Origin of the sequence: Azospirillum sp. A29 (genome assembly GCF_042604625.1) — a bacterium.
GTDB classification, from domain to species: domain Bacteria; phylum Pseudomonadota; class Alphaproteobacteria; order Azospirillales; family Azospirillaceae; genus Azospirillum; species Azospirillum palustre.
The window spans coordinates 21,504-45,807 of the sequence record NZ_CP170463.1 but is presented as its reverse complement, the minus strand read 5'-3'; the positions used below and the strand labels follow the sequence as shown (position 1 = coordinate 45,807).

Below are 24,304 nucleotides of genomic sequence, written 5' to 3'. Positions count from 1 at the left end.
TATCACTAGCAATTATGGTGTTGATTAGCGCCCGGTTAACTCCGTGAACAGGTCGATCCGCTTGCAGCCCGCCCCTCAGCCCACCTCCCGCACCACATCGTCCGCCGACTCGGCCAAAGCTTCGGCCGACCGGGATCGGGCCGACAGCAACCGGGCGGCCGAGAAGGCTGCGCGGCGTCTGCTGTCCGGCATGCTGGGCCCGCGCCGCGACCGGGGGATGCTGATCCTCGCATCCTTCGCCCTGAACATCTTCGGACTGGCCCTGCCGGTCACGCTGCTGCACGTCTACGACCGCATCCTGCCGAACGAATCCTACGGCACCATGCTTCTGCTCGGCATCGGCTGCGGAGCGGCGGCGGTGATGGAGGCGATCCTGCGGGTCGCGCGCTCGGCGCTGACCACCTGGATGGGGGCGAGGATCGAGCACCAGTCGAGCGCGTCGCTGATCGACCGGCTGATGCACATGCCGCTCAACGCCTTTTCCCAGCAGGGCATCGGCACCCATTTCGAGGTCTACCGCGCCATCAAGCTGGTGCGGGAATTCTATTCGGGCCAGGCGCTGCAGTCGGCCATCGACATCCCCTTCGCCGTTCTCTACCTGGGCCTGATCGCCTTGCTGGCCGGCTGGCTGGCGGCGATCCCGGTGGCGGTGCTGGGCCTGTTCCTGATCGTCGGCGCCGTGCTGGGCCGGCGGATGCGCCGGGCGCTGGAAAGCCGCCACACGCTGGAGGAGCGGCGCCTGAACTTCATCAGCGAGGTGCTGGGCGGCGTCCACACCGTGAAGGGCCTGGGGACAGAGGCCGGCCTGCTGCGCCGCCACGAGCGCCTGCAACAGGGTTGCAGCGAGGAGGACTTCACCGTCGCCCGGCTCAGCGGCACCGCCTCCGTCGTTGCCGGCACGCTGGCGCAGGCGACGATGATGCTGGTGGTTCTGCTGGGCAGCGTGTCGGTGATCGACGGCGCGATGACCACCGGCGTGCTCACCGCCTGCTCGATGCTGGCGGGGCGCTGCGTGCAGCCGGTGCAGGCGCTGTTCGACCGCTGGGTGCGCTACCAGTCGGTGTCGCTGGCGCTGCGCCGCATCGGCCATGTCCTGCTGGAGGTCGGATCGGACGGCACCGCGGCTCCGGTCGCCAGGGATGGAAGCCCCGAGGCGGACGGTGCGGTCGCCACACCGCTGGCCCCCGGCTCCATCGAGATGGACAAGGTCAGCTTCGCCTACGACCGCGGGCCGGAGATCCTGAGCGGCCTGTCGCTCAGCGTCGGGCCGGGCGAGTTCCTGGGCGTGGTGGCGACCAACAGTTCGGGCAAGACGACGCTGCTGCGCCTGATCCTGGGCGTGCTGCGGCCGCGGTCCGGCGAGGTCCGGGTCGGCGTGCGCACCTTGACCGGGGCCGACGCCATGATCGGCATCGGCGGCGTCGTCTATGTCGGCGAGCATCCGGAGCTGTTCAAAGGCACCATCCTGCAAAACCTGACGCTGTTCGACCCCAGCCGGGCCGATCTGGCGATGGAGGTCTGCCGGCGCCTTGGCCTCGACCGCCGCATCGCCAGCCTGCCGCAGGGCTACGAGACCATCGTCGGCGACGCCTCGCAGGAGGCGCTGCCCCGCGGCGCCCGCCAGATGATCTGCCTTGCCCGCGCGCTGGTCCGCGAGCCGGCCGTCCTGCTGCTGGACGAGCCGAACTCCTCGCTCGACGTCGAGTCCGACAAGGCGTTCCGCCGCGCGCTCGACGAGCTGCGCGGCAGCGTCACCATCCTGCTGGTCAGCAGCCGCCCGTCGCTGCTGTCGCTGGCCGACCGGGTGGTGCAGATCGTCGACGGCCATGCGGTGGCCCGCAACCCGGCCGTCGAAGCCATCGGCGGACAGCCGGCCCTGGTGGCTGCCGTCTCCAGCGCCCCGGCACCGGTTGCCGAGGCCGGCGCCGATGCGGAGCCGATCCGCGCCGCCCATGACGACGGCGACATCCTGCGCCGCCGGCTGGCCGAGGCGTCGGCCGTCGGCGCCTGCATGGTGCCGCTGCTCGACGCGCTCGGCTGGCGCGGCGCGCCGCAGACGCTGGCCGAAGCCCTGCCCCACTTCTCCGAGGTGCAGACGGTGGAGGAGCTGTGCGACGTGTTCCAGCGCCTGCATTTCGAGGGGCGCAGCCTGCGCTTCGACCTCGGCCGGCCGGAATCGTCGCTGATGCCCTGCCTGTTCCGCGCCCGCGACGGCGGCATCTACACGCTGCTGTCCGCCGACGCCGACGGCGTCACCGCCTTCAGCGGCCGGTCGCGCGAAACGGTGACGCTGAACTACGGCAAGGGCACGGCCTACGTCTTCACGCCGCGGGAGGCCGCCTCCGGCGCCGGGAACCAGAACTGGGTCGGCTCGGTCATCCACGCCTATTTCCCGCTGCTGTGGGCGGTGCTGGGGCTGAGTGCCGTCATCAACCTGCTATCGGTCGCCGCCCCGCTCTTCACCATGGCGATCTATGACAAGGTGATCGGCACCGGGTCGTTCGACACGCTGGCGACCATCGCCGTCGGCGCCTTCCTGGTCATCGCCGGCGACTTCGCCCTGCGCCAGATCCGCGGCCAGGCGCTGGCCCATGCCGGGTCGCGCATCGCCCGCACCGTCAGCAACGCCACCATCGACCGCATCCTGATGCTGCCGGTGGGGATGAGCGAACGGGCGGCCATCGGCACGCAGATCGCCCGGGTGAAGGATCTGGAGTCGATCCGCGATTTCATCAGCCAGGGGCAGGTGGCGGCGCTGTTCGACGTGCCCTTCGCCCTGTTCTATCTGGGCGTGATGGCGGTTCTGGGCGGGCCGCTGGCTCTGGTCCCGCTGGCCGCCGTTCTGGTCACCGCCGCCATCGGCGCCGCCGTCCACCCGCTGGTACGCGCCCGCACCGGCACCACCGCGCGGGCCGACACCGAGCGGCAGGAATTCTTCGTCGAGATGGTCGCCAAGATGCCGGCCCTGCGCGCCATCGGCGGGCTGGCCCACTGGCGCGACCGCTATGACCGGCTGTCGGCCCGCACTGCGCGGTCGGGCCACACCGCCGCCAACCTGTCGGCGACCCATGCGGCGCTGGCCGGGCTGGTGGTGCCGGTGGCAGGATTGGCCACCGTCGGCGTCGGTGCCCTCCAGGTCTTCGCCGGCACGATGACGCCGGGCGCGCTGATGGCGTCGATGATGCTGCTGTGGCGGGTGATGGTGCCTTTGCAGACCGCCGTCTCCATGCTGCCGCGCATCGAGCAGCTGCGCGCCAATGCCCGCCAGATCAACGGCCTGATGAGCATCCGGCCGGAGCGCGAGCCGCGCTGCGCCACCTTGCAGCCGCGCAAGCTGAAGGGCGAGGTGTCCTTCTCCCGCGTGTCGCTGCGCTACCGCAACGATGCCGATCCGGCGCTGGTCGGCGTGACGTTCAACGTCAAGCCGGGGCAGATCGTCGCCATCGTCGGGCCGGACGGCGCCGGCAAGTCGTCGCTGCTGAAGGTGATGCTGGGGCTGTACGCGCCGCAGGCCGGCAATGTGCGGGTCGACGGCGTCGACATCCGCCAGATGGATCCGGTCGATCTGCGCAAGTCCATCGGCTATGTGCCGCAGGCGAGCTCGCTGTTCTACGGCACCATCGCGCAGAACCTCCGCTTCGCCGACCAGACCGCCGACGAGGCCGAGCTGCGCTGGGCGCTGTCGCTGGCCGGCGCGCTGGACGAGGTGGAGGCGCTGCCGCGCGGGCTGGACACCCGCATCGGCGACAACCAGTCGCTGCGCCTGTCGCCCAGCCTGACCCAGAAGATCTGTCTGGCCCGCGCCTACATCCGCCGTCCGCGCATCCTGCTGCTGGACGAGCCGGCGAGCCGGCTGGACTTCGAGGGCGACAAGGCGCTGCACGCGGCGCTGGCCGCCCTGCGCGGCCACAGCACCATCTTCCTGGTCACCCACCGGCCGAGCCACCTGACGCTGGCCGACACGGTGCTGACCATGGATGCCGGCATGATCGGCCCCGCCGCCCCGGCCGGCGGCCTGCCCGGCCCCCGTCCGGTCGGTCCCGGCACCGGCCCCAATGGCGGCCCTGGCGGCGGCAACAGCGTCGCCAACGGCATCGCCGGGGCGCTGCTGGGTGGGATCGGGCTGCAACGCCCGCCCGGCGTCGCCGCCACACCCCAGCGCTGATCGGGCGCTGACGCCTTCCGCTCTTTCCTCCAGTCCCGTGTGAACCGCAAGATGGCCGCTTCAGACCTCGCCCGCCCCACCGGCAAATCGCTCAGCGCCGACGATGCGACGCTGTCGCTGGTCCGCGCCACCATCCTCGTGCTGGTCCTGCTGATGGCGGCCCTGCTGACCTGGGCCACGCTGATGCCGGTCAAGGAGGCTGTCGTCACCGCCGGGCAGGTGGTGCCGTCCGGCAACGCCCAGGTCGTCCAGCATCTGGAAGGCGGCATCGTGTCGTCCATCCTGATCAAGGAAGGCGATCTGGTGGAGGCCGGCCAGCCGCTGCTCGTCTTCGATCCCAAGCAGGTCCAGGCGGAGCGCGAGCAGATGAACGCCCGCCTGCTGACGCTGGAACTGCGGGCGGAGCGGCTGCGCGCCTTCGCCGCCGGGCGGGCCCCCGATTTCGCCCGCGTCTCCGGCCCCGACACGCCGCAGACGGAGTCGCAGGTCGCCGACCAGACCCTGATCTACGACACTCAGCGGCAGGCCCGCGACACCGCCATCGCCGTTCTGCGCGCCCAGGTGTCGCAGCGCGAGGCGGAACTGGCGCTGTATGAGGGGCAGCTGGCCAACATCAAGGACCAGATCACCTTCATCACGGGATCGGTCGACATCCGCAACAAGCTGGAATCGATGGGCCTGTCATCGAAGCTGCAATCGCTGGAAACCCAGCGCGAGCAGTCGCGCCTGATGGGCGAGCAGCGGCGGATCGAGGGTCAGATCATCGCCACCGGCCAGGCGATCACCGAGGCCGGCAACCGCATCCTCGACCAGTCGGCCAAGCTGTCGCAGGACGCCGTGACCGAGATGGGCACCGTCACCGCCGAGATCGCCCAGCTGCGCGAGGCCCGCGCCAAGCTCGACGACCGTGCCCAGCGTTTGACCGTGCTGTCGCCGGTGCGCGGGCTGGTGCAGGATCTGCGGGTCAACACCATCGGCGCGGTGGTGCCGGAAGGCGGCGTGCTGATGCAGGTCGTCCCGGTCGACCATGAAATGACGGTGGAGGCTCACGTCACCCCGCGCGACGTCGGCCATCTCCAAGTCGGGCAGGAGGCGACGGTCAAGGTTCTGACCTACGATTTCGCCCGCTATGGCGCCATCACCGGCAAGCTGCTGCGCATCTCGGCCTCCACCTTCCTGGACGAGCAGCACCGCCCCTACTACAAGGCGGTGGTGGCGCTTAGCCGCAACCATGTCGGCCGCGACGACGTCCAGCACCCGGTTCTTCCCGGCATGACCACCCAGGTGGAACTGCCCACCGGCGAGCGGTCGCTGCTGGAATATCTGCTGAAGCCGATCTACTTCGCCCTGTCCGACAGCTTCAACGAGCGGTAAGGAAATCGGCCATCCCCTCTTCCCACCGGAGAGAGGGGATGGCGGCCACCCTCTGCACACACTCCACAAACGCAAAAAGGCCGCCGGTCCTGGCTGGACGGGCGGCCGGCGTGGGAACGGCGTAAAGGGTCAGTAGGCGCCGAGCGACCGGGCGACCGCGGTGAATTCCTCGGCGAGCCAGCCTTCCTGCCGGATCAGGTGGCCCATCAGCTGCTTCAGCGCCGCCTCGTAGGCCTCGGCCCGCTCATCGGCCGACAGGCCGGCCGCGGCGAGACGGGCGACGAAATCGTCTGCCGCCTGCTCGGGCCCGACCTGCTCAACCTTGCGGGAGTCGACCTGGGTCATGACTTTGAACAACCTGGGAGCGGTGTCGGCGATCTGCTGCGAAACCATTTAAGCGCCTTGATGCTGGAGGCGATGCCTGGCCCCATAATGAGTGTACGGCACACGTGTGTGAAGAGACCATTTAGCGCTTAAATGAAATAAATTTTGAATGCATTTGATGCATCTCGTTTCAATTGTGTCGGTCTATTGGCCAAGGTTGCGGAGGTGCTGCAAGAAACGGCTCCGACACAGCTCGACAGAATATGTCACGACATACCAGTAGCAATCATTCGTGCCAGTACCTAAAATTGCCGCGATTCAGCAGCGCCCGTGAACGCCAATGGCCGGCCGCCCCAACCGCAGCGCCTCCCTTCAGACCGCTCCGCTCCGTGCGGTCGAACCCGATCCGGCTGCCGTCAGCCTGGACAAGGTGAAGGCGATTCTGGCTCCGCTGGACCGGGCGCAGAAATCCAAGCTGTTCGAACTGGTGCAGGCTGGGCATCTGGAAGACGACCAGATGACGGTGGAAGTCGGCCGGCTGATCGTCGCCATGTTGAACGGCCCGCGCACCGAACATGCGCGCCGCATCTGGACCGGCTGGTTCGATCCGGTGATGCTGCGCACCGACCAGCTGATGCTGGCGGAAAGCCGGCCACCCGGCTGCATGCATGTGGTTGACGCCAGCGCCTGGTGGTTCGCGCTGCTGCCGCACCTGCGCGAATTGGCCGGCCGGGTGCAGTCCGACATCGCCACCCGTGCCAGCGAGCATCCGCTGGACCGGGTCCTCGCCTCCCCCGCCGCGGCGGATTGGGCGGAAGAGCTTCGCGTTCGCTCGCTGACCGTCCTGCGCCAGCGCGGCGTGGCCGGGCCGCTGCTGGCCACCGCCAACTCCGAACGGCTGACGCTGCTGCGCAAGCGCGGGCTGGCGGGGGTGGCGCCGCTGTCGATGAGCGATCTGGCGATGCTGGATTCCATGCTGGAGCATGCGCCGATGTGGAAGGGCATGGTCCGCCCGCGCGAAACCATCGGCATCCTACACGCCGTGTCGGAGATGGCGGAGCACGGCTCGCCCGACGGCGCAATGCACTATGCGCTGGCCCTGATCAACGGGTCGCGCGATCCCGATCAGGCGCTGGCGCTCCATGGCATGTCGCCCAGCCCGGCATTGGTGGAGGCCGCGGTCGGCCATGTGCAGTTCGGCTGGCAATGCCTGCGCCAGAAGCTGGAGGATCTGCATCTCGGCCGCCCTGCCCCGCCGCAGCTGACGGCGGGCGAGACGGTGGACCGTCTGCAGGAGCGTGCCTTCCGCTGGTACGACGCGTTGCAGGGCTTCGGCGTCGAGCGCGGCGGGCGCAACTGGGCGGCGGTCTCGGCCGCCGTCGGCCGGGTGACCGGGCTGGTCGAAGGCGAGGTGGTGCCGGTGCTGAGCCACCGGCTGCTGACGCTGAACGCCAGCACCTCGGCCCGGCCGCTGATCGACCCGGTGCGCTTCATCAACGGTTTCAATCACCGGCTGCGCCGCCGCGGCATCGCCGCCTCGACCAACCCCTGGCTGACGGCAATCGGGGAGCATCTGGCCGCCCTGTTCCGCCAGATCGGCGCCTATGGCCGGGAAGACGCGCTGTCCACAATGGCGGACCTGTGCGAACTGGCGGAGGAGGCCGGCTACCCCATCGAGGTTACGGCCATCGACAAGACCCTGCTGGGCATCGCCGAGCGGGCCCTGCGCGATGGCCGTGAACTGAACGCCGGGGAAAGCAGGCTGATCGAGCGGGTCGTGACCGTCGCGACAGAGGAGCGCCGCCGCTGCCGCTGGTGGGTGTCGGGCGAACTCGTCAGCCTGCTGGACGCCGCCCAGCAGCGCGGCATCGGCCCGACACCGCAATAGACCGCCACCCTTTACCGGATCAGGACGACAGCTTGATCCCCGACTTCATGGTGGCGAGCGCCAGCTGGGTGCGGTTGCGGACGCCCAGCCGCTGCATCACCGTGCGCAGATGGACCTTGATGGTGCCCTCCAGCACGCCCAGCGCCCGGGCGATCTCCTTGTTCGACTGGCCTTCCAGCAGCAGGCGAAGCACCTCGCGCTGACGCTCGGTCAGACTGTTGACGGCGTCGCTTTCGCTGTGGACAGGCGTCGCGGAGGTCGAAAGCGGGATGCGGATCGGCGTGCCGCCGCGCACGGCCGGCGGCGCCGGGGCGAAGATGCCGCCTTCCAGCACGATCGGCAACGCCTGGTCGAGCACCGTGCCCTCGCATCCCTTGTGGACGAAACCGCGGGCGCCGGCGCGGATGCAGGACGCGATCACGTTACCGTCGGTCACCCCCGAAACCACGATCACCGGCACGTCGCCCGCCGCCTCCAGCATCTCAGCCAGACCGCTGTGCTCGTCGGCATCGCCCATCTGAAGATCGTAGAGAATGGCGGTAAGCGCCGGTTCCGAGCGTGCCTTGCGCATGGCGTCAGCCAGCGATCCCGCCTCAATGATCGCAACATTCTCGTAGCGCTGTCGCAGAGCCAGCGACAGACCGTAGCGGACCAGGGCATGGTCGTCGACAATCAGGAACTTGAGGGTAGCGCTTGTCAAGCCACGACGGTCGGACACCTGATCCAACTTTGCGGAGTCGTGAGCATGCTGCACGTGATGGTCCACGTTTGTTCTCCTTTGCTCGTCTAAAGTGCCGCTTCCTATGGAGACGCAGCGCCACGCCGCAACCTTAGGGCCAATCCGGCATCGGAATAAACGGCTCCATCGGCACCCCTAGGGGTGCATGGGGATAGCCGCACTCCAAACCGAAGGTGGCATGCCGCAGCATCAACGGTGGCGTTTGCGCCTTTTACGTTCGGCAAGTGGAACCGTGACCGAAAAGACCGATCCACGGTCCGGCCAGGAGCGCAGGCTAACCGCGTGGCCGAGCCGGCCGGCGAGCCGCGAGACGATTGCCAACCCCAGCCCGACGCCGCGCTTCTGGTCACGGCTCGGGTTGTCGAGCTGCCGGAACTCCTCGAAGATTTCCTTCTGACTGTGCTCCGGGATACCGGGGCCGGTGTCCCACACCTCGATGCGCAGGTGGTCGCCGCAGCGCCGGCAGCCCAGCAGGATTTTGCCGGACGTCGTGTATTTCAGCGCGTTGGCGACGAGGTTACGCAGGATGCGCTCCAGCAGCTGGGGGTCGCTGACCACCATTGCGGTGCTGGGCACAAAGCGAAGGCGCAGGCCGCGCATTTCGGCTTGCGGCATGAACTCGCCATGGATGATTTCCAGCATCGTCGCGACCGGCAACGGCTCGATCATCGGCTCTATCACGCCAGCGTCGAGCCTTGCGGTGTCCAGCATGCCTTCCAGCAAGGTGCGGATCGACAGGTGTGCCGCCAGCAGTCCGCCTATGATCGGTCGCTCCGCCTCACCCAGCCGGCTGCGCAGGACATCGAGGAACAGCCCCATCGACATCACCGGCTGACGCAGATCGTGGCTGGCCGACGCCAGAAGCTGCAGCTTGTCGGCATCGGCGGCCTGGAGGCGGCGCAGCTCCTCGTTGGCGCGGGCCAGCTGGATGTTGGACTCCTCCACCTGCTCCAGCGTGGCGCGCAGTTCCTCGTCCATCGCCCGCAGCACTTCCAATGACGTGTTCAGTTCGAAGTCCGAGCGTTCGAAGTCCCTGCCACGGCGTTCCAGCGCGTTCTCGCGGATGGCCAACCTCTCCTGAATTGCATCCAGCTGCGTCAGGGAGTCGCGGTAGCGCTCCGTCATGATCGCCAATTCGCGAGATCGGCGGTCGATCAGTTCATCAGCGTCGATTTGACGCCGCTCCAGATCCTCGATCAGCGTCTGTGCCTGCTCCAGCTCGGCCGACAGGCGCATCAGCGCGTCGGGCGTCCGGTCTTCCTTCAGGGCCTCCGCCACGCAGATGAAATGCTCGGTTTCGCCGCGCACCCCGACCAGCGGCGTGATGACGAGGCTGCACAGATAGTCGCTGCCATCCTTGCGCCGGTTGACCAGGGAAACACGGGCCGCACCGCCTTGCTGCAAATCACGCCGGATGGTCGCAACCACGGCGGGATCGGTGCGGTGGCAGTGCAGGAAGCGTGGGGAGCGGCCGATGGCCTCGTCCGCCCGGTAGCCGGTCAGGGTGGTGAAGGCCCGGTTGACATAGAGGATGGTCGGCCCCGGAGCATCGAGCCGGCTGTCGGTAGCGATGACGGCATGGTCCATATGGTCCCACAGGGGCTGCACGACCAGCGGCTTGGGCTTCATGCCGGCACCCACGGTCCCCGCAATTTTGAATCCATGGTCATCGGACATTCCATCCAACCCCCGCCAGTACCACCAACGCGCCACGTTGCATCAAGTCGCCAGGGCAGAACAGCAGTAAGTTCACTATCTGAACTGTCAAGGTCAGCCGCTGTTCCGGACAGTTTCTTTAGAGCGATCACCATGACGGAAATTGAGTATCGGGGCATCACCAGCCCTGATACCGTCGTTCGCAAACAAACCCGTTTGGGCTCTCTTTTCGTCCCCATCACGCAAACCGGCCCGACGATCAGCTGCCGACAACCTCCGCACGGCTGTCGTCGAGACCGATCCGCTGCCGTTCCGTCACGTCATGAGCCAAGGCGACGAGGATCGGCGGCTGTTCCTCCGCGAAATACTGCATGCAGATTTCCATCGGACGCAGCGTCTGGTCGGGGGCCTCGATGGTCGTTTCGAACACGATCTCGGCCTTTTCACCGGACAGCAGCGGCCCCACCAGCCGGGTGAAGGCGAGGGCGTCGATGTCCGGCATCAGGTCGTGCAGGGCGATCTGGCGCAGCGACTCCAGGGAATAGCCCAGCTTCAGCTCCGCCCCCTTGTTGACCAGCTGGAAGCTGAAGGTGGCGGGATCGATGAAATAGACCTCGTTCAGCGACTCCCCGATGATGCGCCCGAGATATTCGGCGAACGCGTCGGACCGTGCCCGCTCCGTCACATCCTCGATGATCAGCACCACGCCGCGCGCCAGCCGGGTGTCATAGAGCAGCGGCGACAGGCGGATGCGGCAGGCGATGCGCCGGCCACGGCGGTCCATCACCGTTATCTCCACCGGCTCAACCGCCGCCTGCGTCGTCAGGATGTCGTGCAGCGGACGGCGCAGGCGCTGAACCGGCAGGCCGATGTCGAGGTCCAGGAACACCTCGCCCATCACTTCCTCGTTGCGCAGGCCCCAGACATTCTCGCTCCAGCGGTTCCAGGACTGGACGGTGAGGTTGTCGTCCAGAACGATGATGCCGACGTCGATGCTGCGCAGGATCGACTCGGAATAGAGGCGATACTCGCCCGCCTCCTCGCTCTGCCGGCGCATCTCCTCATTGGCGACCTCCAGCTCTTCGTTGGTGGAGCGCAGCTCCTCGTTCATCGTCTCCAGTTCCTCGTTGGTGGACTGGAGTTCCTCGTTGGTCGTTTCCAGCTCTTCGTTGGTGGACTGGAGTTCCTCGTTGGTCGTCTCCAGCTCCTCGTTGGAGGACTGGAGTTCCTCGATGGTGGTTTCCAGGCTTTCCTGCGCCGCCTCGATCTCCTGTTGCAGCAGATAGATGCGGCTGGTGTCGAAGAAGCTGAGCAGCGTGGCGAAGGCCTTGCCGTCGCGGCTGTAGAGCGGCGCCACCTCGATGGTCAGGCGGACCGGCTCGGCCCCCGGCCGGGTGAAGGGCTGGTGTTCGATGCGGACCATACGGCCGGAATTGCGCACCTCCTCGATCCGGCTGCGCAGCTCGGTCGGGCGGTAGGAGATGGTGAGGTCTTGGAATGGGCGGCCGATGTCGCTTTCCTCGACATCGAACAGGCGGCGGGCATGGGTGTTGGCGAAGACCAGCACCCCTTCGGCATTCACCGCCAGATAGCCGGTGGAGCTGCCGTCGACGATGCTTTCCAGCAGCCGCACCTGCTGGTTGACGCGGGGACTGCCGGCGTCGTTGGCCAGCGACAGGCTTCCGCCGGCGCTCCGCCGCCATTCCTGCGGCACCTTGGCGAAGATGCGGCTTTTCAGGTCGACCGGTTCGAACATGCGCGACCGGGCCAACTGGGTTTCCGCCTTGCCCAGGAACAGGAAACCGTCATTGACCAGGGCGTAATGCAGCCGCGGCAGGACGACGCCCTGGGTGTCGGCCTCCAGATAGATCAGCAGGTTGCGGCAGATCAGCAGGTCGATGCGGGAGATCGGCGCGTCGCTGACCACATTGTGGCGGCCGAAGATCACGCATTTGCGCAGGTCGCGCTGGAACACGTAATGATTGCCGATGCGCTCGAAATAGCGTTCCAGCAGCGGCTCCGGCACCGATTCCACATCGCGCGGCCCATAGGTGGCATGTCGCGCGGTGTTCAGCGCCGCATCGTCCAGGTCGGTGGCGTAGATCTTGACGCGTTGGCAGAACTCTGCCGTCCCCAGCGCCTCGGCAAACATCATCGCCAGCGAATAGGGTTCCTCGCCCGATGCGCAGCCGACGCTCCAGATCCGGATCGGCGCCTTGTCGCCCTTGCGCTCCAAAATGCGGGGAACGACCTCCCGCCGCATCACCTCCCACGCCTCGTCGTCGCGGAAGAAAGAGGTAACGTTGATGAGGACGGTGTTCAGAAGATCGACGAATTCCTGCGGATGGGCTTCCAGAAAGGCGTGGTAGGCGGCAAAGCCGTCGCAGCCGACCTCCTCCATCCGCCGACGGATACGCCGCTCCAGGCTCGTGCGTTTGTAGCCGCGGAAATCGATGCCACGGCTTTCCTGGATGTGACGGATCAGATTGTTGAAATCGCTTTCGGGATCGTCGGTCTTCTTGGTCATCAGTCTGCGTCATGACGGTGTGGGGGACAGCATAATCGCCCGCCCGCCCCCGGCTCAAGCGGCGCGGAGACCTACGCCCCTCCCGGGAAGTGCTGGAAGGAACAGGGGAATTATTCAGCCAATCGTGAAACGCCGGAGCTGCGGACCTGTTCTGGTTTCATGGAGAATCGCGACCTCATCGCCATCGGTGCATCGGCCGGCGGTCTGAGCGCCCTCACCCGCCTGTTCGGCGCGATGCCGAAGGGGTGGGCGCCGACGGTGTTCGTCGTTCTCCACATCACGCCCAATGCCCGCAGCGTCCTGCCGCAGTTGCTCGACCGGACCGGCTGGCTGCCGGCCTTCCATCCCGTCGATGGCGAACCGATCCGCCACGGTCACATCCATGTCGCGCCGCCCGACCACCATCTGCTGGTCCACCGCGACCGGGTGCTGGTCCGCCGCGGCCCGCGGGAGAACCGGACCCGGCCGGCGGTGGACCCGCTGTTCCGCTCGGCCGGGGTCGCCTTCGGCAGCCGCGTCGTCGGCGTCGTGCTGTCGGGCACCCTGGACGACGGCACGTCCGGCCTGCGGGCGATCCGCCGCTGCGGCGGCATCGGCGTCGTCCAGGATCCGGGCGATGCCGAATGGCCGGGAATGCCGCAAAGCGCCATCGACAACGGAGAGGCCGATCACGTCCTGCCGCTCGACCATATGCCGGCCCTGCTGTCCCGGCTGGCCGCCGAACCGGCGCCACCGAGCCCACCCGTGCCGTTCGATGTCGCCACCGAGGCGCGGATCGCCGAGCAGGAGTTCACAGCTGTGTCCGAAGACATCCAAGCGGGCGGCTTGCCGACCACCCTGTCCTGCCCGGAATGCGGCGGCGGCCTGAGCGAGATTCATGACGGACCGGTCCTGCGCTTCCGCTGCCATGTCGGTCATGCCTACAGCCCCGACAGCATGGAGGCGGCCCAGGCCGAAGCGATGGAAACGGCCCTGTGGGTCGCCCTGCGGACCCACGAGGAGCGGGTGGAGCTGTTCCAGCGCCTGGGCGCCTATGCCCGCGAACGCGGCCAGGACCTGATCGCCGCCAATTGGGACAGCCAGAAGCAGGAGGCCCGCAAGAACGCCGAGCTGCTGCGCGCCGTGCTGTCCAAGCCGGAGGTTCGGAACGCCAGCTCCCAGAAGAAGCGGTGATCGGAGCGCTGGTGCCGACCGGATGGCCGGCCGCCGGAACCGGATGGCATCCGGCGGGTTGGATCCTTTCGGAACCTAAGTTCCGGCCCCAGGAGCCTGCCCCCGAAATGTCGCAAGACCACCCCCCAGAGTATCGCCCCATGAGCATCGACGGACTGTCGGACGACAAGGACACCCCGCATTACGACGGTCCGGCCGGTGGCTGGGGATCGGTTGGGTCGATGGCCCGCATCATGGGGGAGGAACGGCCGACTCCTGCCGTGCTCGACACGCTGCGCCGGCAGAACAAGCCCGGCGGCTTCATGTGCGTGTCCTGCGCCTGGGCCAAGCCGGCCAAGCCCCACACCTTCGAGTTCTGCGAGAATGGTGCCAAGGCGACGATCTGGGAATTGACCAGCCGGCGCTGCACCCCCGACTTCTTCGCCGAGCACACGGTCACGGAGCTGAAGGGCTGGAAGGATTACGATCTGGAGCAGCAGGGGCGGCTGACCCACCCGATGCGCTATGACCGGGCCGGCGACCGCTATGTGCCCTGCGGCTGGGACGAGGCCTTCGCCGCCATCGGCGCGGAGCTGCGCGCCATCGATCCGGAGCAGGCGGTGTTCTACGCCTCGGGCCGCGCCAGCCTGGAAACCTCCTATCTCTACGCGCTGTTCGCGCGGCTCTATGGGCACAACAATCTGCCCGACAGCTCCAACATGTGCCACGAGACGACCTCGGTCGGGCTGAAGACGGTGATCGGCTCGCCGGTCGGCACCTGCGTGCTCGACGACTTCGACAGTTGCAACGCCATCTTCTTCTTCGGCCAGAACACCGGGTCGAACAGTCCCCGCCTGCTGCATCCGTTGCAGGACGCGGTGAAGCGCGGGGCGAAGATCGTCACCTTCAACCCCGTGCGGGAAAAGGGGCTGGAAAGCTTCCGCAACCCGCAAAGCCCGCTGGAGATGCTGACCGGCAAGGAAACCCAAATCTCCACCCTGTATTTCCAGGTGAAGGCCGGCGGCGACATCGCCGCGATCACCGGCATGATCAAGCATGTGCTGGCGGCCGAGGAGGAGCGGAAGGCGGACGGCAAGCACGTCCTCGATCACGACTTCATCGCCCAGCACACCGCCGGCCTCACTGAGATGAAAGCGCGGATCGACGCCATCGGCTGGGAGGAGATCGAGGAGGAATCCGGCCTGACCCGCGCGGATCTGAAGGAAGCCGCCGACATCTACATCGAGGCGGACCGCTCCATCGCCATGTACGGCATGGGCCTGACCCAGCAGGTGCGCGGATCGGAGACGCTGGCGGCGCTGGTCAATCTGTGGCTGCTGAAGGGCAACATCGGCCGCGACGGCGCCGGCATCTCGCCGGTGCGCGGCCATTCCAACGTCCAGGGCCAGCGCACCGTCGGCATCTCCGAGAAGCCGGAGCTGGTGCCGCTCGACCGGCTGGCCGAACAGTTCGGCTTCGAACCGCCGCGCAAGGAAGGGCTGAACACCGTCAAGGCCTGCGAGAAGATCCTGTCGGGCGAGGTGAAGGCCTTCATCGGGCTCGGCGGCAACTTCGTCCGCGCCATCCCCGAGCGCGAGCGGATGGAGGCGGCCTGGACGCGGATGCGCCTGACCGTGCAAATCGCGACCAAGCTGAACCGCAGCCACCTGATCAACGGCGAGGTCGCCTACCTGCTGCCCTGCCTCGGCCGGTCGGAGGAGGATATGCAGGAGAGCGGCGCGCAGGCGGTGACGATGGAGGACAGCCTGAGCTGCATCCACGGCTCGCTCGGCAACAACACGCCGGCCAGCCCGCATCTGAAATCGGAGGTCGCCATCGTCGCCGGCATGGCCAAGGCGACCCTGCCGCCGAATCCGAAGGTGACCTGGGACGCGTGGGTGGCCGATTACCGCCGCATCCGCGCCCTGATCGAGGCGACCTATCCCGACCAGTTCCACCATTTCAACGAGCGGGTCTTCACCCCCGGCGGCTTCTACCGCGGCAACCCGGCGCGCGAGCGGATCTGGAAGACGGAGTCCGGCAAGGCCCACTTCACCCCGCCGGGCCGCCTGCGCGCCATCGGCTTCGAGGATGCGCCGGGCCGCTGGCGGCTGATGACCATGCGGTCGAACGACCAGTTCAACACGACGATCTACGGCTACTCCGACCGCCTGCGCGGCATCGAGGGCACCCGCGACGTTCTGCTGATGAATCCGCTCGACATCGCCGCGGCCGGTTTGCGCGAGGGCCAGGTGGTGGCGCTGGCGAGCGATGCCGGCGACGATGTCGACCGCCGGGTGGGCGGGCTGACGGTGACGCCCTTCCAGCTGCCGCGCGGCTGCGTCGGGGCGTACTATCCGGAGATGAACCCGCTGATTCCGCTGTGGTACCACGACGAGGCGTCGAAGACGCCCGCCGCGAAGGGCGTGCCGGTGCGGATCGTGGCGTAGGGGGCGGGAACCTGAAATTCCCTCTCCCGCCCCGGGAGAGGGAACCGAACGCTCCCTCAGTGCGCCTCTTCCCAATTGTCGCCGATCCCCGCTTCCGCCACCAGCGGCACACCCAGCGTCGCCGCCCCCTCCATCACCTCGCGCACGATCCGCGCGGCGTCCTCGGCCTCCGCTTCCGGCACTTCGAACAGCAGTTCGTCGTGCACTTGCAGCAGCATCCGGGCATTGCTGCCCGCGGCGGCCAGGGCGCCCGGCATGCGGTTCATCGCCCGCTTCATGATGTCGGCGGCGGTGCCCTGGATCGGGGCGTTGATCGCCTGACGCTCGGCGAAGGCGCGGCGGGCGGCGTTCTTCTCCTGGATGCCGGGCATGTAGCAGCGGCGGCCGAACAGGGTCGCCACATAGCCATGCTGGCGGGCGAAGGCCTTGGTCGCCTCCATCCACACCTTCAGCTCGTGGAAGCGCTCCAGATAGGTCTTGATGAAGGCGTTGGCTTCTCCCGGCGCGATGCCGAGCTGGCGGCCCAGCCCGAAGCCGGAGATGCCGTAGATGATGCCGAAGTTGATCGCCTTGGCCTTGCGGCGGATGTCCGGCGTCATCTGTTCCAGCGGGATGCCGAAGACCTGGGCGGCGGTGGCGGCGTGAATGTCCAGCCCGTCGCGGAAGGCGTCCTTCAACGCCTGGATGTTCGCCATCTCCGCCACCAGACGCAGCTCGATCTGCGAGTAATCGACGCTCAGCAGCTTGCAGCCGGGGGATGCCACGAAGGCGCGGCGGATCTTCTTGCCCTCCTCCGTCCGCACCGGGATGTTCTGCAGGTTCGGGTCGGTCGAGGACAGGCGGCCGGTGTTGGTCGCCGCCAGCGCAAAGGCGGTGTGGACGCGGCCGGTGACCGGCGAGATCTTCTCCTGCAACGCGTCGGTGTAGGTGCTCTTCAGCTTGGCGAGCTGACGCCAGTCGAGCACGCGCTGGGCGATGGTGTGGCCCTGCTCCGCCAGTTCCTCCAGCACGCTGCTGTCGGTGGAATAGGCGCCGGTCTTGCCCTTCTTGCCGGTGCCGAGCTTGAGAGTGTCGAACAGGATCTCGCCCAGCTGCTTGGGCGAGCCGATGTTGAAGCTCTGGCCGGCCAGCGCATGGACGTCCTTCTCGATCTCGGCGAGGCGGAGCGACAGGCTCTGCGACAGGTCGGACAGCGCCTTCTTGTCGATGTGGACGCCGGCCCGCTCCATGTCCGCCACCACCGGGACCAGCGGGCGGTCCAACGTCTCGTAGACGGTGACCATGCGGTCGTCGACCAGCCGCGGCTTCAGCAGCGTCCACAGCCGTAGCGTGATGTCGGCGTCCTCAGCGGCATAGGCCAGCGCCTTGTCCAACGGCACGCGGTCGAAGGTGATCTGGTTCTTGCCGGTGCCGCAGACCTCCTTGAAGGGGATCGGCGTGTAGGCGAGGTGCAGTTCCGCCAGCTCGTCCATGCCGTGGCCGTGCGACCCGCCCTCCAGCACATAGGAGATCAGCATGCTGTCGTCGACCGGCGACACCGCGATGCCGTTGCGGGCGAACAGCTGGTGGTCGAACTTGAAGTTGTGGCCGATCTTCAGGACCGACCGGTCCTCCAGCACGTCCTTCAGAATCGCCATCGCCTCGTCGGTCGGAATCTGCTTGGGCGGCGTCGGGGCTTCGAAGTCGAGCTGGCCGGCCGCCGCCGCTCCCTCCGCCTTGTGGGCGAGCGGGATGTAGCAGGCGATGCCCGGCTCGGTCGACAGCGAGACGCCGACCAGCGTGGCGGTGGCGGGCGTCAGGCTGTCGGTCTCGGTATCGACCGACAGCACGCCGGTCTCGCGCGCCCGCTCGACCCAGCGGCGCAGCGCGTCGGCGTCCTGCACCAGCTCGTAGCGCACCTCCGGGACGTTCAGCACCGTCTTGCGGGCCGGGCGGTCCTCCGCGGCCGGGCTTTCGGCCGTCGCCGGAGACTTCGCGGCGGGGGTGGGCATGGAGCCGGGAGCCGGCAGCGAACCGCTGGCGCCGTCGGCGATGCGGCCGTCCTTCTGCATCTCCATCTCGACGCGGGAGACGATGCTGCGGAAGCCCTGGGCGCGCAGGAAGTCGATCAGCCGCTGGTGGTCGGGCTCGCGCACCCGCAGATCGTCCAGCGGCTTGGGCGGCGGCACCTGATCGTCGAGCAGGACCAGACGGCGGGAGACGCGGGCCAGATCGGCGAACTCGATCAGCTTCTGGCGGCGGGCCGGCTGCTTGATCTTCTCGGCATTGGCCAGCAGGGCTTCCAGGTCGCCATACTCGGTGATCAGCTGGGCGGCGGTCTTCACGCCGATGCCGGGAACGCCGGGAACGTTGTCGACGCTGTCGCCGGCCAGCGCCTGGACGTCCACCACCTTCTCCGGCGGGACGCCGAACTTCTCGAACACCTCGTCGGGCCCGATCGCCTTGTTCTTCATCGGGTCGAACATGCCGACGCCGGGGCGGACCAGCTGCATCAGGTCCTTGTCCGACGACACGATGGTGACCGGCCGCCCGGCCTCCTGCGCCAGACGGGCGTAGGTGGCGATCAGGTCGTCGGCCTCGAAGCCCTCCAGCTCCAGGCAGGGCAGGCAGAAGGCCTCGGTCGCCTCGCGGATCAAGGCGAACTGCGGCTTCAGCTCCTCCGGCGGCTCCGGGCGGTGGGCCTTGTAGTCAGGGTAGAATTCGTTGCGGAAATTCAGCCGCTTGCTGTCGAAGACCACCGCCACGGCTTCCGCCTTGGCATCGGCCAGCAGCTTCAGCAGCATGTTGGAGAAGCCCAGCACCGCGTTGACCGGCGTGCCGTCCGGCCGCGTCAGCATTGGCAGCGCGTGGAAGGCGCGGAAGATGAAGCCGGAGCCGTCGACCAGATACAGGCCGCTGCCGTCACCGCCCGGATTGGTGCCGCCCGAAGCGGGGCTGCCGGTGGCGGGGGTGTTCTCGGAGGCGGCGGTGGCATCTGTCATGGTGGTCTCTCGTCCCTTCCTTGCGGGCGCTACCATCGCCGAAGGAGGGCCGGGAGTCGAGTGCCGAGACCGGGGTAGAGACCCGCCGCCGACGCCCCTCGCCGCCGGCAGCGCACCGCCGGCAGCGTGGTTTCAGTCGGCGCTGTCCTCCACCGCGCTGGTCACCACCGGACCGACGAAGGCATAGCCGACGCCATGCACCGCCTGGACCGGCAGGGCGCAGCCGCTGCGCTCCTCCACCTTGATGCGCAGACGGCGGACCAGGGAATCGATGGAGCGGCTGTAGGGGTCCCAATCGCGGCCGGTCAGGGTGATGGAAATGTCCTGGCGGCTGACCGCTTCGCCGGGGGCGGCGACCAGCAGCGAGAGAAACTTGTACTCCGTCGCGGTCAGCGGCACGGCGGAGCCGGTCGGCGGCTGGATGCGCCATTCGATGTCGTCGAACACCCAGACCTTGCGCGAGTCCGCAGGGGCGTGAGCGGGGGCGGGAGTCGGGCCGGCCACCGGCATCCCCGCCGATGGCTCCGCAGCCGATTGCGGTGCGGCGCCCTTCTGCATCCGGCGCATCAACGCCTTGATCTGCGCCTCCACCTCGCGGAAATCGACCGGCTTGACCAGATAGACGTCGGCGCCCAGCTCCAGCCCGATGACACGGTCGATCAGCCCGGATCGCGCCGTCAGCATGATGATGGCGGCCGAAGAGCTGGCGCGGACACGGCGGGCGACCGAGAAGCCATCCTCGTCCGGCAGATTGATGTCGAGCACGATCACATCCGCCGGGCCTGCCTCCAGCAGGCGGTCCAGCTCCGCGCCGCGCGACGCACCCCCAACCTCGAACCCGCAGCGGTCGAGATATTCGACAAGATCGTCACGAAGGTCGGCTTCGTCCTCGACCACAATGATCCGGGCCACGACGCCTCACGCCCCCATTCACATTCGTATGAAGTTATATTAAACGCCCGAAGCGGTTACGCAAACCATATCGGACGGATGGGATAAACCCCGGTCCCGCAAATCCGGTTCCAGCATCTTACCTTTGGGACAGGTAGCGGTCGCCGACCGTCGCTGAATAGCGGCCCACCCACTCGCGGTCGATGGCATCGAGGCGGCCCTTCCCCTTCATCTCCGCAAGGCAGCGGTCGAAGTCGGCACGCAGCTGTTCGTCGCGGAACACCATGCTGTAGGCGGTGGGCGGGAAGATGGCGGAGAACTGCACCGGCTGGGCCGGGTCGAAAGGCAGTCCGCCGGCCGCCTTCGCCTTTTCCTGAAGCTGGCGGTTGTATTCGGCGAAGATCAGGCCGTCGGCCAGAACCGCGTCGACCCGCCCGGCGAACAGCAGGTTGGAATGCACCATCTGGTCGGCGCGTTCGCGGAAATCGCCGAAGCTCGGGATCGCGGCGCGCAGCCCCGGCAGCACGTCCGGCGCGCCGGAAAAGGTGATGACGCGCTTGCCCGCCAGATCGGCCAGCGACTGCACGGTCAGGCCGCTGCTCTTCAGCACGGAGGCGCCGTTCTGGTAGAGGATGTAGGGGGCGGAGCGGGCCCCAGGCATCTCCATGCCCGCCGGGACGGTGGAAACGGCGTCGACCTGCCCTCCCGTTTGGCCGCCAGCCTGCGCACTTCCCCGGACGCTGTCGCGATAGTCGTTCCAGTGGCGGCCGAAGGGGACAACCTTGAAATGCGCCTCATGCCCGCAGGCGGCCAGCGTCTCGGTGATGATGCTGGCCTCGCGCCCGGTGCCGTCGGCGCTCATCATCGGCGGCAGTTCCGGCGCCAGCACGGTCACCGGACGCGCGGCGGCGGGCAGCGCCGTCGCGGCCAATGCGGCAAGAACGGCCCCGCCGGCGGCGGCAAGTCTGGCTGGAACGATCCGCGGGACAAAGAACGCACGAACACCAAACGCCATCCTTCGCTCTCCCCAGAAGACAGCTCCAGCCGCCGGCTCTTGCCACAAGCAACTGTATCCGAAGGTAGCACGGCCGAGGACGCGGCCGTCCACGGGAAAAACCACTGTCCCCCAAAGGCCTCAGCCGGTTGGCCGTGCCGTTGTTACACTTCGTCGCAATTGGACGGAAATGGTCTCCACCAGTTTCCGATTGTTCTCATTTCCCCGGACGTTCCGACACTGTATGAAACCGGTGCCGAATGTTATTTCAGGACTGATTAATCCCGTTGTGCTAAGGGTAAGCTCATCCGCCACATGCATCATGTCCGCCGGCCGGTTCGATGACTGTCGGCATGCTGCACGCGAGGGTGGATTTACTGATGCGCCTGGGACTATCGCGGACTTGGAAACCAGGACCGCGGCTGAATTGAAACCCGCCATGAACACGGAACGCCCGATCGGCCGGGTCAGGAGGATGTGGATGAGCGTCACGGGATGGGACGACACCGAATCCTATACGCTGCGCGGCGCCGGCCCCCAGGGGTCGGGCGACGAGACGGTCCGTTCCGGCGGGTCGTCGCTGCTGACGCGCGTCATCCTGATGATCGTCGGCTGCACCCTGCTGGTCGGGCTGATCGCCATGGGCGTCTCCTCCGTCCTGGTCGGCCGCCAGCAGAGGGAGGCGCTGACCCACCGCGCGACCCTGGTCGGCACGCTCCAGGCATCAGCCATGGGGCAGGCGGTGTGGGAATTCGACACCCGCGCGGTGGAGGCGATGATCCGCGGCCTGTTGGCCGAGGACCCGGCGGTGCGCAGCGTGAAGGTGTGGGCGGCGTCCGGCGGCCGCGGCGGCCATGGCGAGCCGCTGGTGGCGCTGGAGCGGCCGGCCGGCCGGGCCGAGCTGACGACCGTCGAAAAGCAGATCGTCATGTCCGGCGGCAACGGCGAGCGCACGATGGTCGGCCTGCTGCGCATGACCTATTCGCTGGAGGAGGCGGAAAGCGCCACCATGACCGCGCTGGCGCCGATGGCCGGCTTGGTCTTCTTCTCGCTGCTCGCCGTCATCGGCATGATCAGCATCCTGCTGAACCGGCTGGTGCTGGCGCCGCTCGCCCGGCTGACGCGCTCCGCCGGCGCCATCGCCGCCGGCGACTACCGCGTCCGTCTGCGCAACACCCGCGCCGACGAGATCGGCCAGCTGACCGTCGCCTTCAACCATATGGCGGAAACCGTCCACGGCTATACCGAGCGGCTCGAACATCGCGTCGCCGAACGGACGGAGGAGCTGCGCCAGTCCAACGAGCAGCTGGCGGTCGTAAACCGGCAGGTGATGGACAGCATCCAGTATGCCAGCCTCCTGCAATCCGCCATCCTGCCCGACGAGCGGGAGATGGCGCGGCACCTCGACGGCGTCTGCGTGCTGTGGCGTCCGCGCGACGTGGTGGGCGGCGATTTCCACATCTTCCGCGAGTTGGAGGACGGCCGCTTCCTGATCGGCGTCGCCGACTGTTCCGGCCATGGCGTGCCGGGCGCCTTCATGACGATGACGGTGTCGGCCATCCTGGACCATGTACTGTCGGAAATCCCGGACAGCGATCCGGCGGCGATCCTGGGCGGGCTGAACCGCATGGTGCGCGCGGCATTGGCCCGCGGGCGCGACAACCCGCGCTTCGACAACGGCCTGGACATCGGGTTGTGCCTGGTGCGGCCGGACAAGGGCGACCTGCTGTTCGCCGGCGGCCGGATCGGCCTGCACATCGTCGACTCCGCTGCCGGCAACAGTCCCAATGCCGGCACAGCCGGCGGCACCGTCGGCGAAGTGAAGGGCGATGCGCAGAGCCTGGGCTATCGCCGGTCCGACAGCGGCCACCGCTTCACCATCCACCGGGTGGAACTGGCTCCGGACCGCAGCTTCTACCTGACCACCGACGGCTTCCTCGATCAGGCCGGCGGCACCCGCGGCTTCGGCTTCGGCAACCGCCGCTTCACCGCGATGCTGCTGGAGCATGACGCCATCCCGATGACGGAGCGCCGGGCCGCCTTCGCGCAGGCCCTGGCCGAGCATCAGGGAGAGCGGGCGCAGCGCGACGACATCACCCTGGTCGGCTTCACCGTTTCGCCGGCCGCAAACCCGGCCGTTGCGGCGGCGCCCCCGGCCGGCGCATCCTCATCCCACCCCGTTCACCCGTAAGGCAGGTCGTCAAGGTACGATGAAAGGCAACGAACTCTTCAACCTTCAGGAGCTGCTGTCGCGGCAGAAGCTGCTGATCTGCTTCAGCGGCCCCTTCAGCCACAGCGTCATCGAAGAGCTGGGCAAGGCGGTCCGCAACCATCTGGAAAATGAGCGGATCGAAAAGTCGGCGATCATGGACGTCTTCTCCGTCTATGTGGAGCAGGCGCAGAATGTCCGCAACTACACGGCATCGCGGGAAGCGCTGGGCCGGCCGATCCCGGCCAACAGCGGCATCGTGGTGATCGGCAAGGAGGACGACCATTACGTCGTCAGCTCCGGCAATTTGGTCGAGGCGGACGACGTCCCCGGCCTGTCGGCGATGCTGGAGAAGCTGCGCGGCCTGGACAAGGCCGGCCTGAAGGCGGTCTACAAGGAACAGTCGCGCAAGCCGCGCGAGGCGGGCGCCAGCGGCGCCGGGCTGGGCCTGATCGACATGGCGCGCAAGGCCACCCGGCCGCTGGAATATTCGTTGCGCGCGGTGGATGACACCTATTTCTTCTTCAGCCTTGAAGTGCAGCTATAAGAAATCACGGAATTCACATAATGGACAGTTTGCGGATCGAGGCAACCTCCTGCTCTCCCCTGATCGATTTCGATCCGGCGGCCGGGCTGCTGCGCATCGAAGGCGAATCCTATCCGGAGAACTCCTTCGATTTCTACGCGCCGGTGTTCAACTGGCTGGAGGATTATCTGAAGGCCCCCGCCCCGGCGGTGGTGCTGGACATCGGGCTGAGCTACCTCAACACCAGCAGCATCAAATGCATGATCGACGTGCTGGAGATGCTGGACGGCGCCCACCAGAAGGGTCAGACGGTGTCGGTGCGCTGGCATTACGACAGCGACAACGACCGCGCGCTCGACATGGCGGAGGAGTTCGCCGAGGACGTGTCGCTGCCGTTCGAAATTCTGGCCCATTGACGGCACACTGAA

General features: G+C 67.5%; 15 protein-coding genes. 8 read left to right on the top strand and 7 right to left on the bottom strand.

Annotated features, from left to right (window positions below):
• Positions 1-43: 43 nt before the first annotated feature.
• Both ABNQ38_RS08910 and ABNQ38_RS08905 read left to right on the top strand, forming a co-directional pair.
• A complete protein-coding gene (locus ABNQ38_RS08910) occupies positions 44-4,165 on the top strand; it encodes a peptidase domain-containing ABC transporter (RefSeq protein WP_377807122.1) in 4,122 nt (1,373 codons plus the stop codon).
• A gap of 51 nt (positions 4,166-4,216) precedes the next feature.
• A complete protein-coding gene (locus ABNQ38_RS08905) occupies positions 4,217-5,539 on the top strand; it encodes an HlyD family type I secretion periplasmic adaptor subunit (protein ID WP_377807121.1) in 1,323 nt (440 codons plus the stop codon).
• Between the two features lie 129 nt (positions 5,540-5,668).
• Here ABNQ38_RS08905 and ABNQ38_RS08900 read toward each other — a convergent pair whose 3' ends face one another.
• On the bottom strand, positions 5,669-5,884 hold the full coding sequence (locus tag ABNQ38_RS08900) for a hypothetical protein (RefSeq protein WP_377807120.1): 216 nt from the start codon (positions 5,882-5,884) through the stop codon (positions 5,669-5,671).
• A gap of 319 nt (positions 5,885-6,203) precedes the next feature.
• On the opposite strand from ABNQ38_RS08900, the gene ABNQ38_RS08895 reads away from it, so the two are divergent.
• A complete protein-coding gene (locus tag ABNQ38_RS08895) occupies positions 6,204-7,751 on the top strand; it encodes a hypothetical protein (RefSeq protein ID WP_377807119.1) in 1,548 nt (515 codons plus the stop codon).
• A gap of 19 nt (positions 7,752-7,770) precedes the next feature.
• On the opposite strand, the gene ABNQ38_RS08890 is transcribed toward ABNQ38_RS08895, so the two are convergent.
• The 3 genes from ABNQ38_RS08890 to ABNQ38_RS08880 all read right to left on the bottom strand — a co-directional run bounded on the left by ABNQ38_RS08890 (position 7,771) and on the right by ABNQ38_RS08880 (position 12,673).
• Positions 7,771-8,451 (bottom strand): LuxR C-terminal-related transcriptional regulator, encoded by a 681-nt coding sequence (locus ABNQ38_RS08890; protein ID WP_377807118.1) that lies wholly within the window; start codon positions 8,449-8,451, stop codon positions 7,771-7,773.
• Between the two features lie 228 nt (positions 8,452-8,679).
• Positions 8,680-10,119 carry a PAS domain-containing sensor histidine kinase gene (locus tag ABNQ38_RS08885; protein WP_377807117.1) on the bottom strand — a complete coding sequence of 480 codons (1,440 nt, stop codon included), beginning with the start codon at positions 10,117-10,119 and terminating at the stop codon, positions 8,680-8,682.
• Positions 10,120-10,405: 286 nt separating this feature from the next.
• A complete protein-coding gene (locus tag ABNQ38_RS08880; protein WP_377807116.1) occupies positions 10,406-12,673 on the bottom strand; it encodes a CheR family methyltransferase in 2,268 nt (755 codons plus the stop codon).
• 159 nt (positions 12,674-12,832) lie between these two features.
• Between ABNQ38_RS08880 and ABNQ38_RS08875 the strand changes: the two genes are divergently transcribed.
• Together ABNQ38_RS08875 and ABNQ38_RS08870 are read left to right on the top strand one after the other, a co-directional pair.
• Entirely contained in the window at positions 12,833-13,846 is a 1,014-nt protein-coding gene (locus ABNQ38_RS08875) for a chemotaxis protein CheB (protein WP_377807115.1), read from the top strand.
• A gap of 140 nt (positions 13,847-13,986) precedes the next feature.
• Positions 13,987-16,275, top strand: coding sequence for an FdhF/YdeP family oxidoreductase (locus ABNQ38_RS08870; RefSeq protein ID WP_377807114.1), 2,289 nt, complete (start codon positions 13,987-13,989; stop codon positions 16,273-16,275).
• A 56-nt stretch (positions 16,276-16,331) separates the two neighbouring features.
• On the opposite strand, the gene polA is transcribed toward ABNQ38_RS08870, so the two are convergent.
• From polA to ABNQ38_RS08855, 3 genes are all read right to left on the bottom strand, one after another.
• Positions 16,332-19,256: a DNA polymerase I gene (gene polA / locus ABNQ38_RS08865; protein WP_377807113.1), complete on the bottom strand. Its 2,925-nt coding sequence runs from the start codon at positions 19,254-19,256 to the stop codon at positions 16,332-16,334.
• Between the two features lie 132 nt (positions 19,257-19,388).
• Positions 19,389-20,168, bottom strand: a complete 780-nt coding sequence (locus ABNQ38_RS08860; protein WP_377807112.1) for a response regulator transcription factor — start codon at positions 20,166-20,168, stop codon at positions 19,389-19,391.
• Positions 20,169-20,286: 118 nt separating this feature from the next.
• On the bottom strand, positions 20,287-21,162 hold the full coding sequence (locus ABNQ38_RS08855; RefSeq protein ID WP_377807110.1) for a substrate-binding periplasmic protein: 876 nt from the start codon (positions 21,160-21,162) through the stop codon (positions 20,287-20,289).
• Between the two features lie 460 nt (positions 21,163-21,622).
• On the opposite strand from ABNQ38_RS08855, the gene ABNQ38_RS08850 reads away from it, so the two are divergent.
• The 3 genes from ABNQ38_RS08850 to siaC are packed head-to-tail and all read left to right on the top strand — an operon-like array spanning position 21,623 to position 24,292.
• Positions 21,623-23,332, top strand: a complete 1,710-nt coding sequence (locus ABNQ38_RS08850) for a SpoIIE family protein phosphatase (RefSeq protein ID WP_377807109.1) — start codon at positions 21,623-21,625, stop codon at positions 23,330-23,332.
• A gap of 19 nt (positions 23,333-23,351) precedes the next feature.
• A complete protein-coding gene (locus ABNQ38_RS08845; RefSeq protein WP_109047716.1) occupies positions 23,352-23,897 on the top strand; it encodes a SiaB family protein kinase in 546 nt (181 codons plus the stop codon).
• Positions 23,898-23,917: 20 nt separating this feature from the next.
• Positions 23,918-24,292, top strand: coding sequence for a biofilm regulation phosphoprotein SiaC (siaC, locus tag ABNQ38_RS08840; protein WP_174473761.1), 375 nt, complete (start codon positions 23,918-23,920; stop codon positions 24,290-24,292).
• Positions 24,293-24,304: the final 12 nt, after the last annotated feature.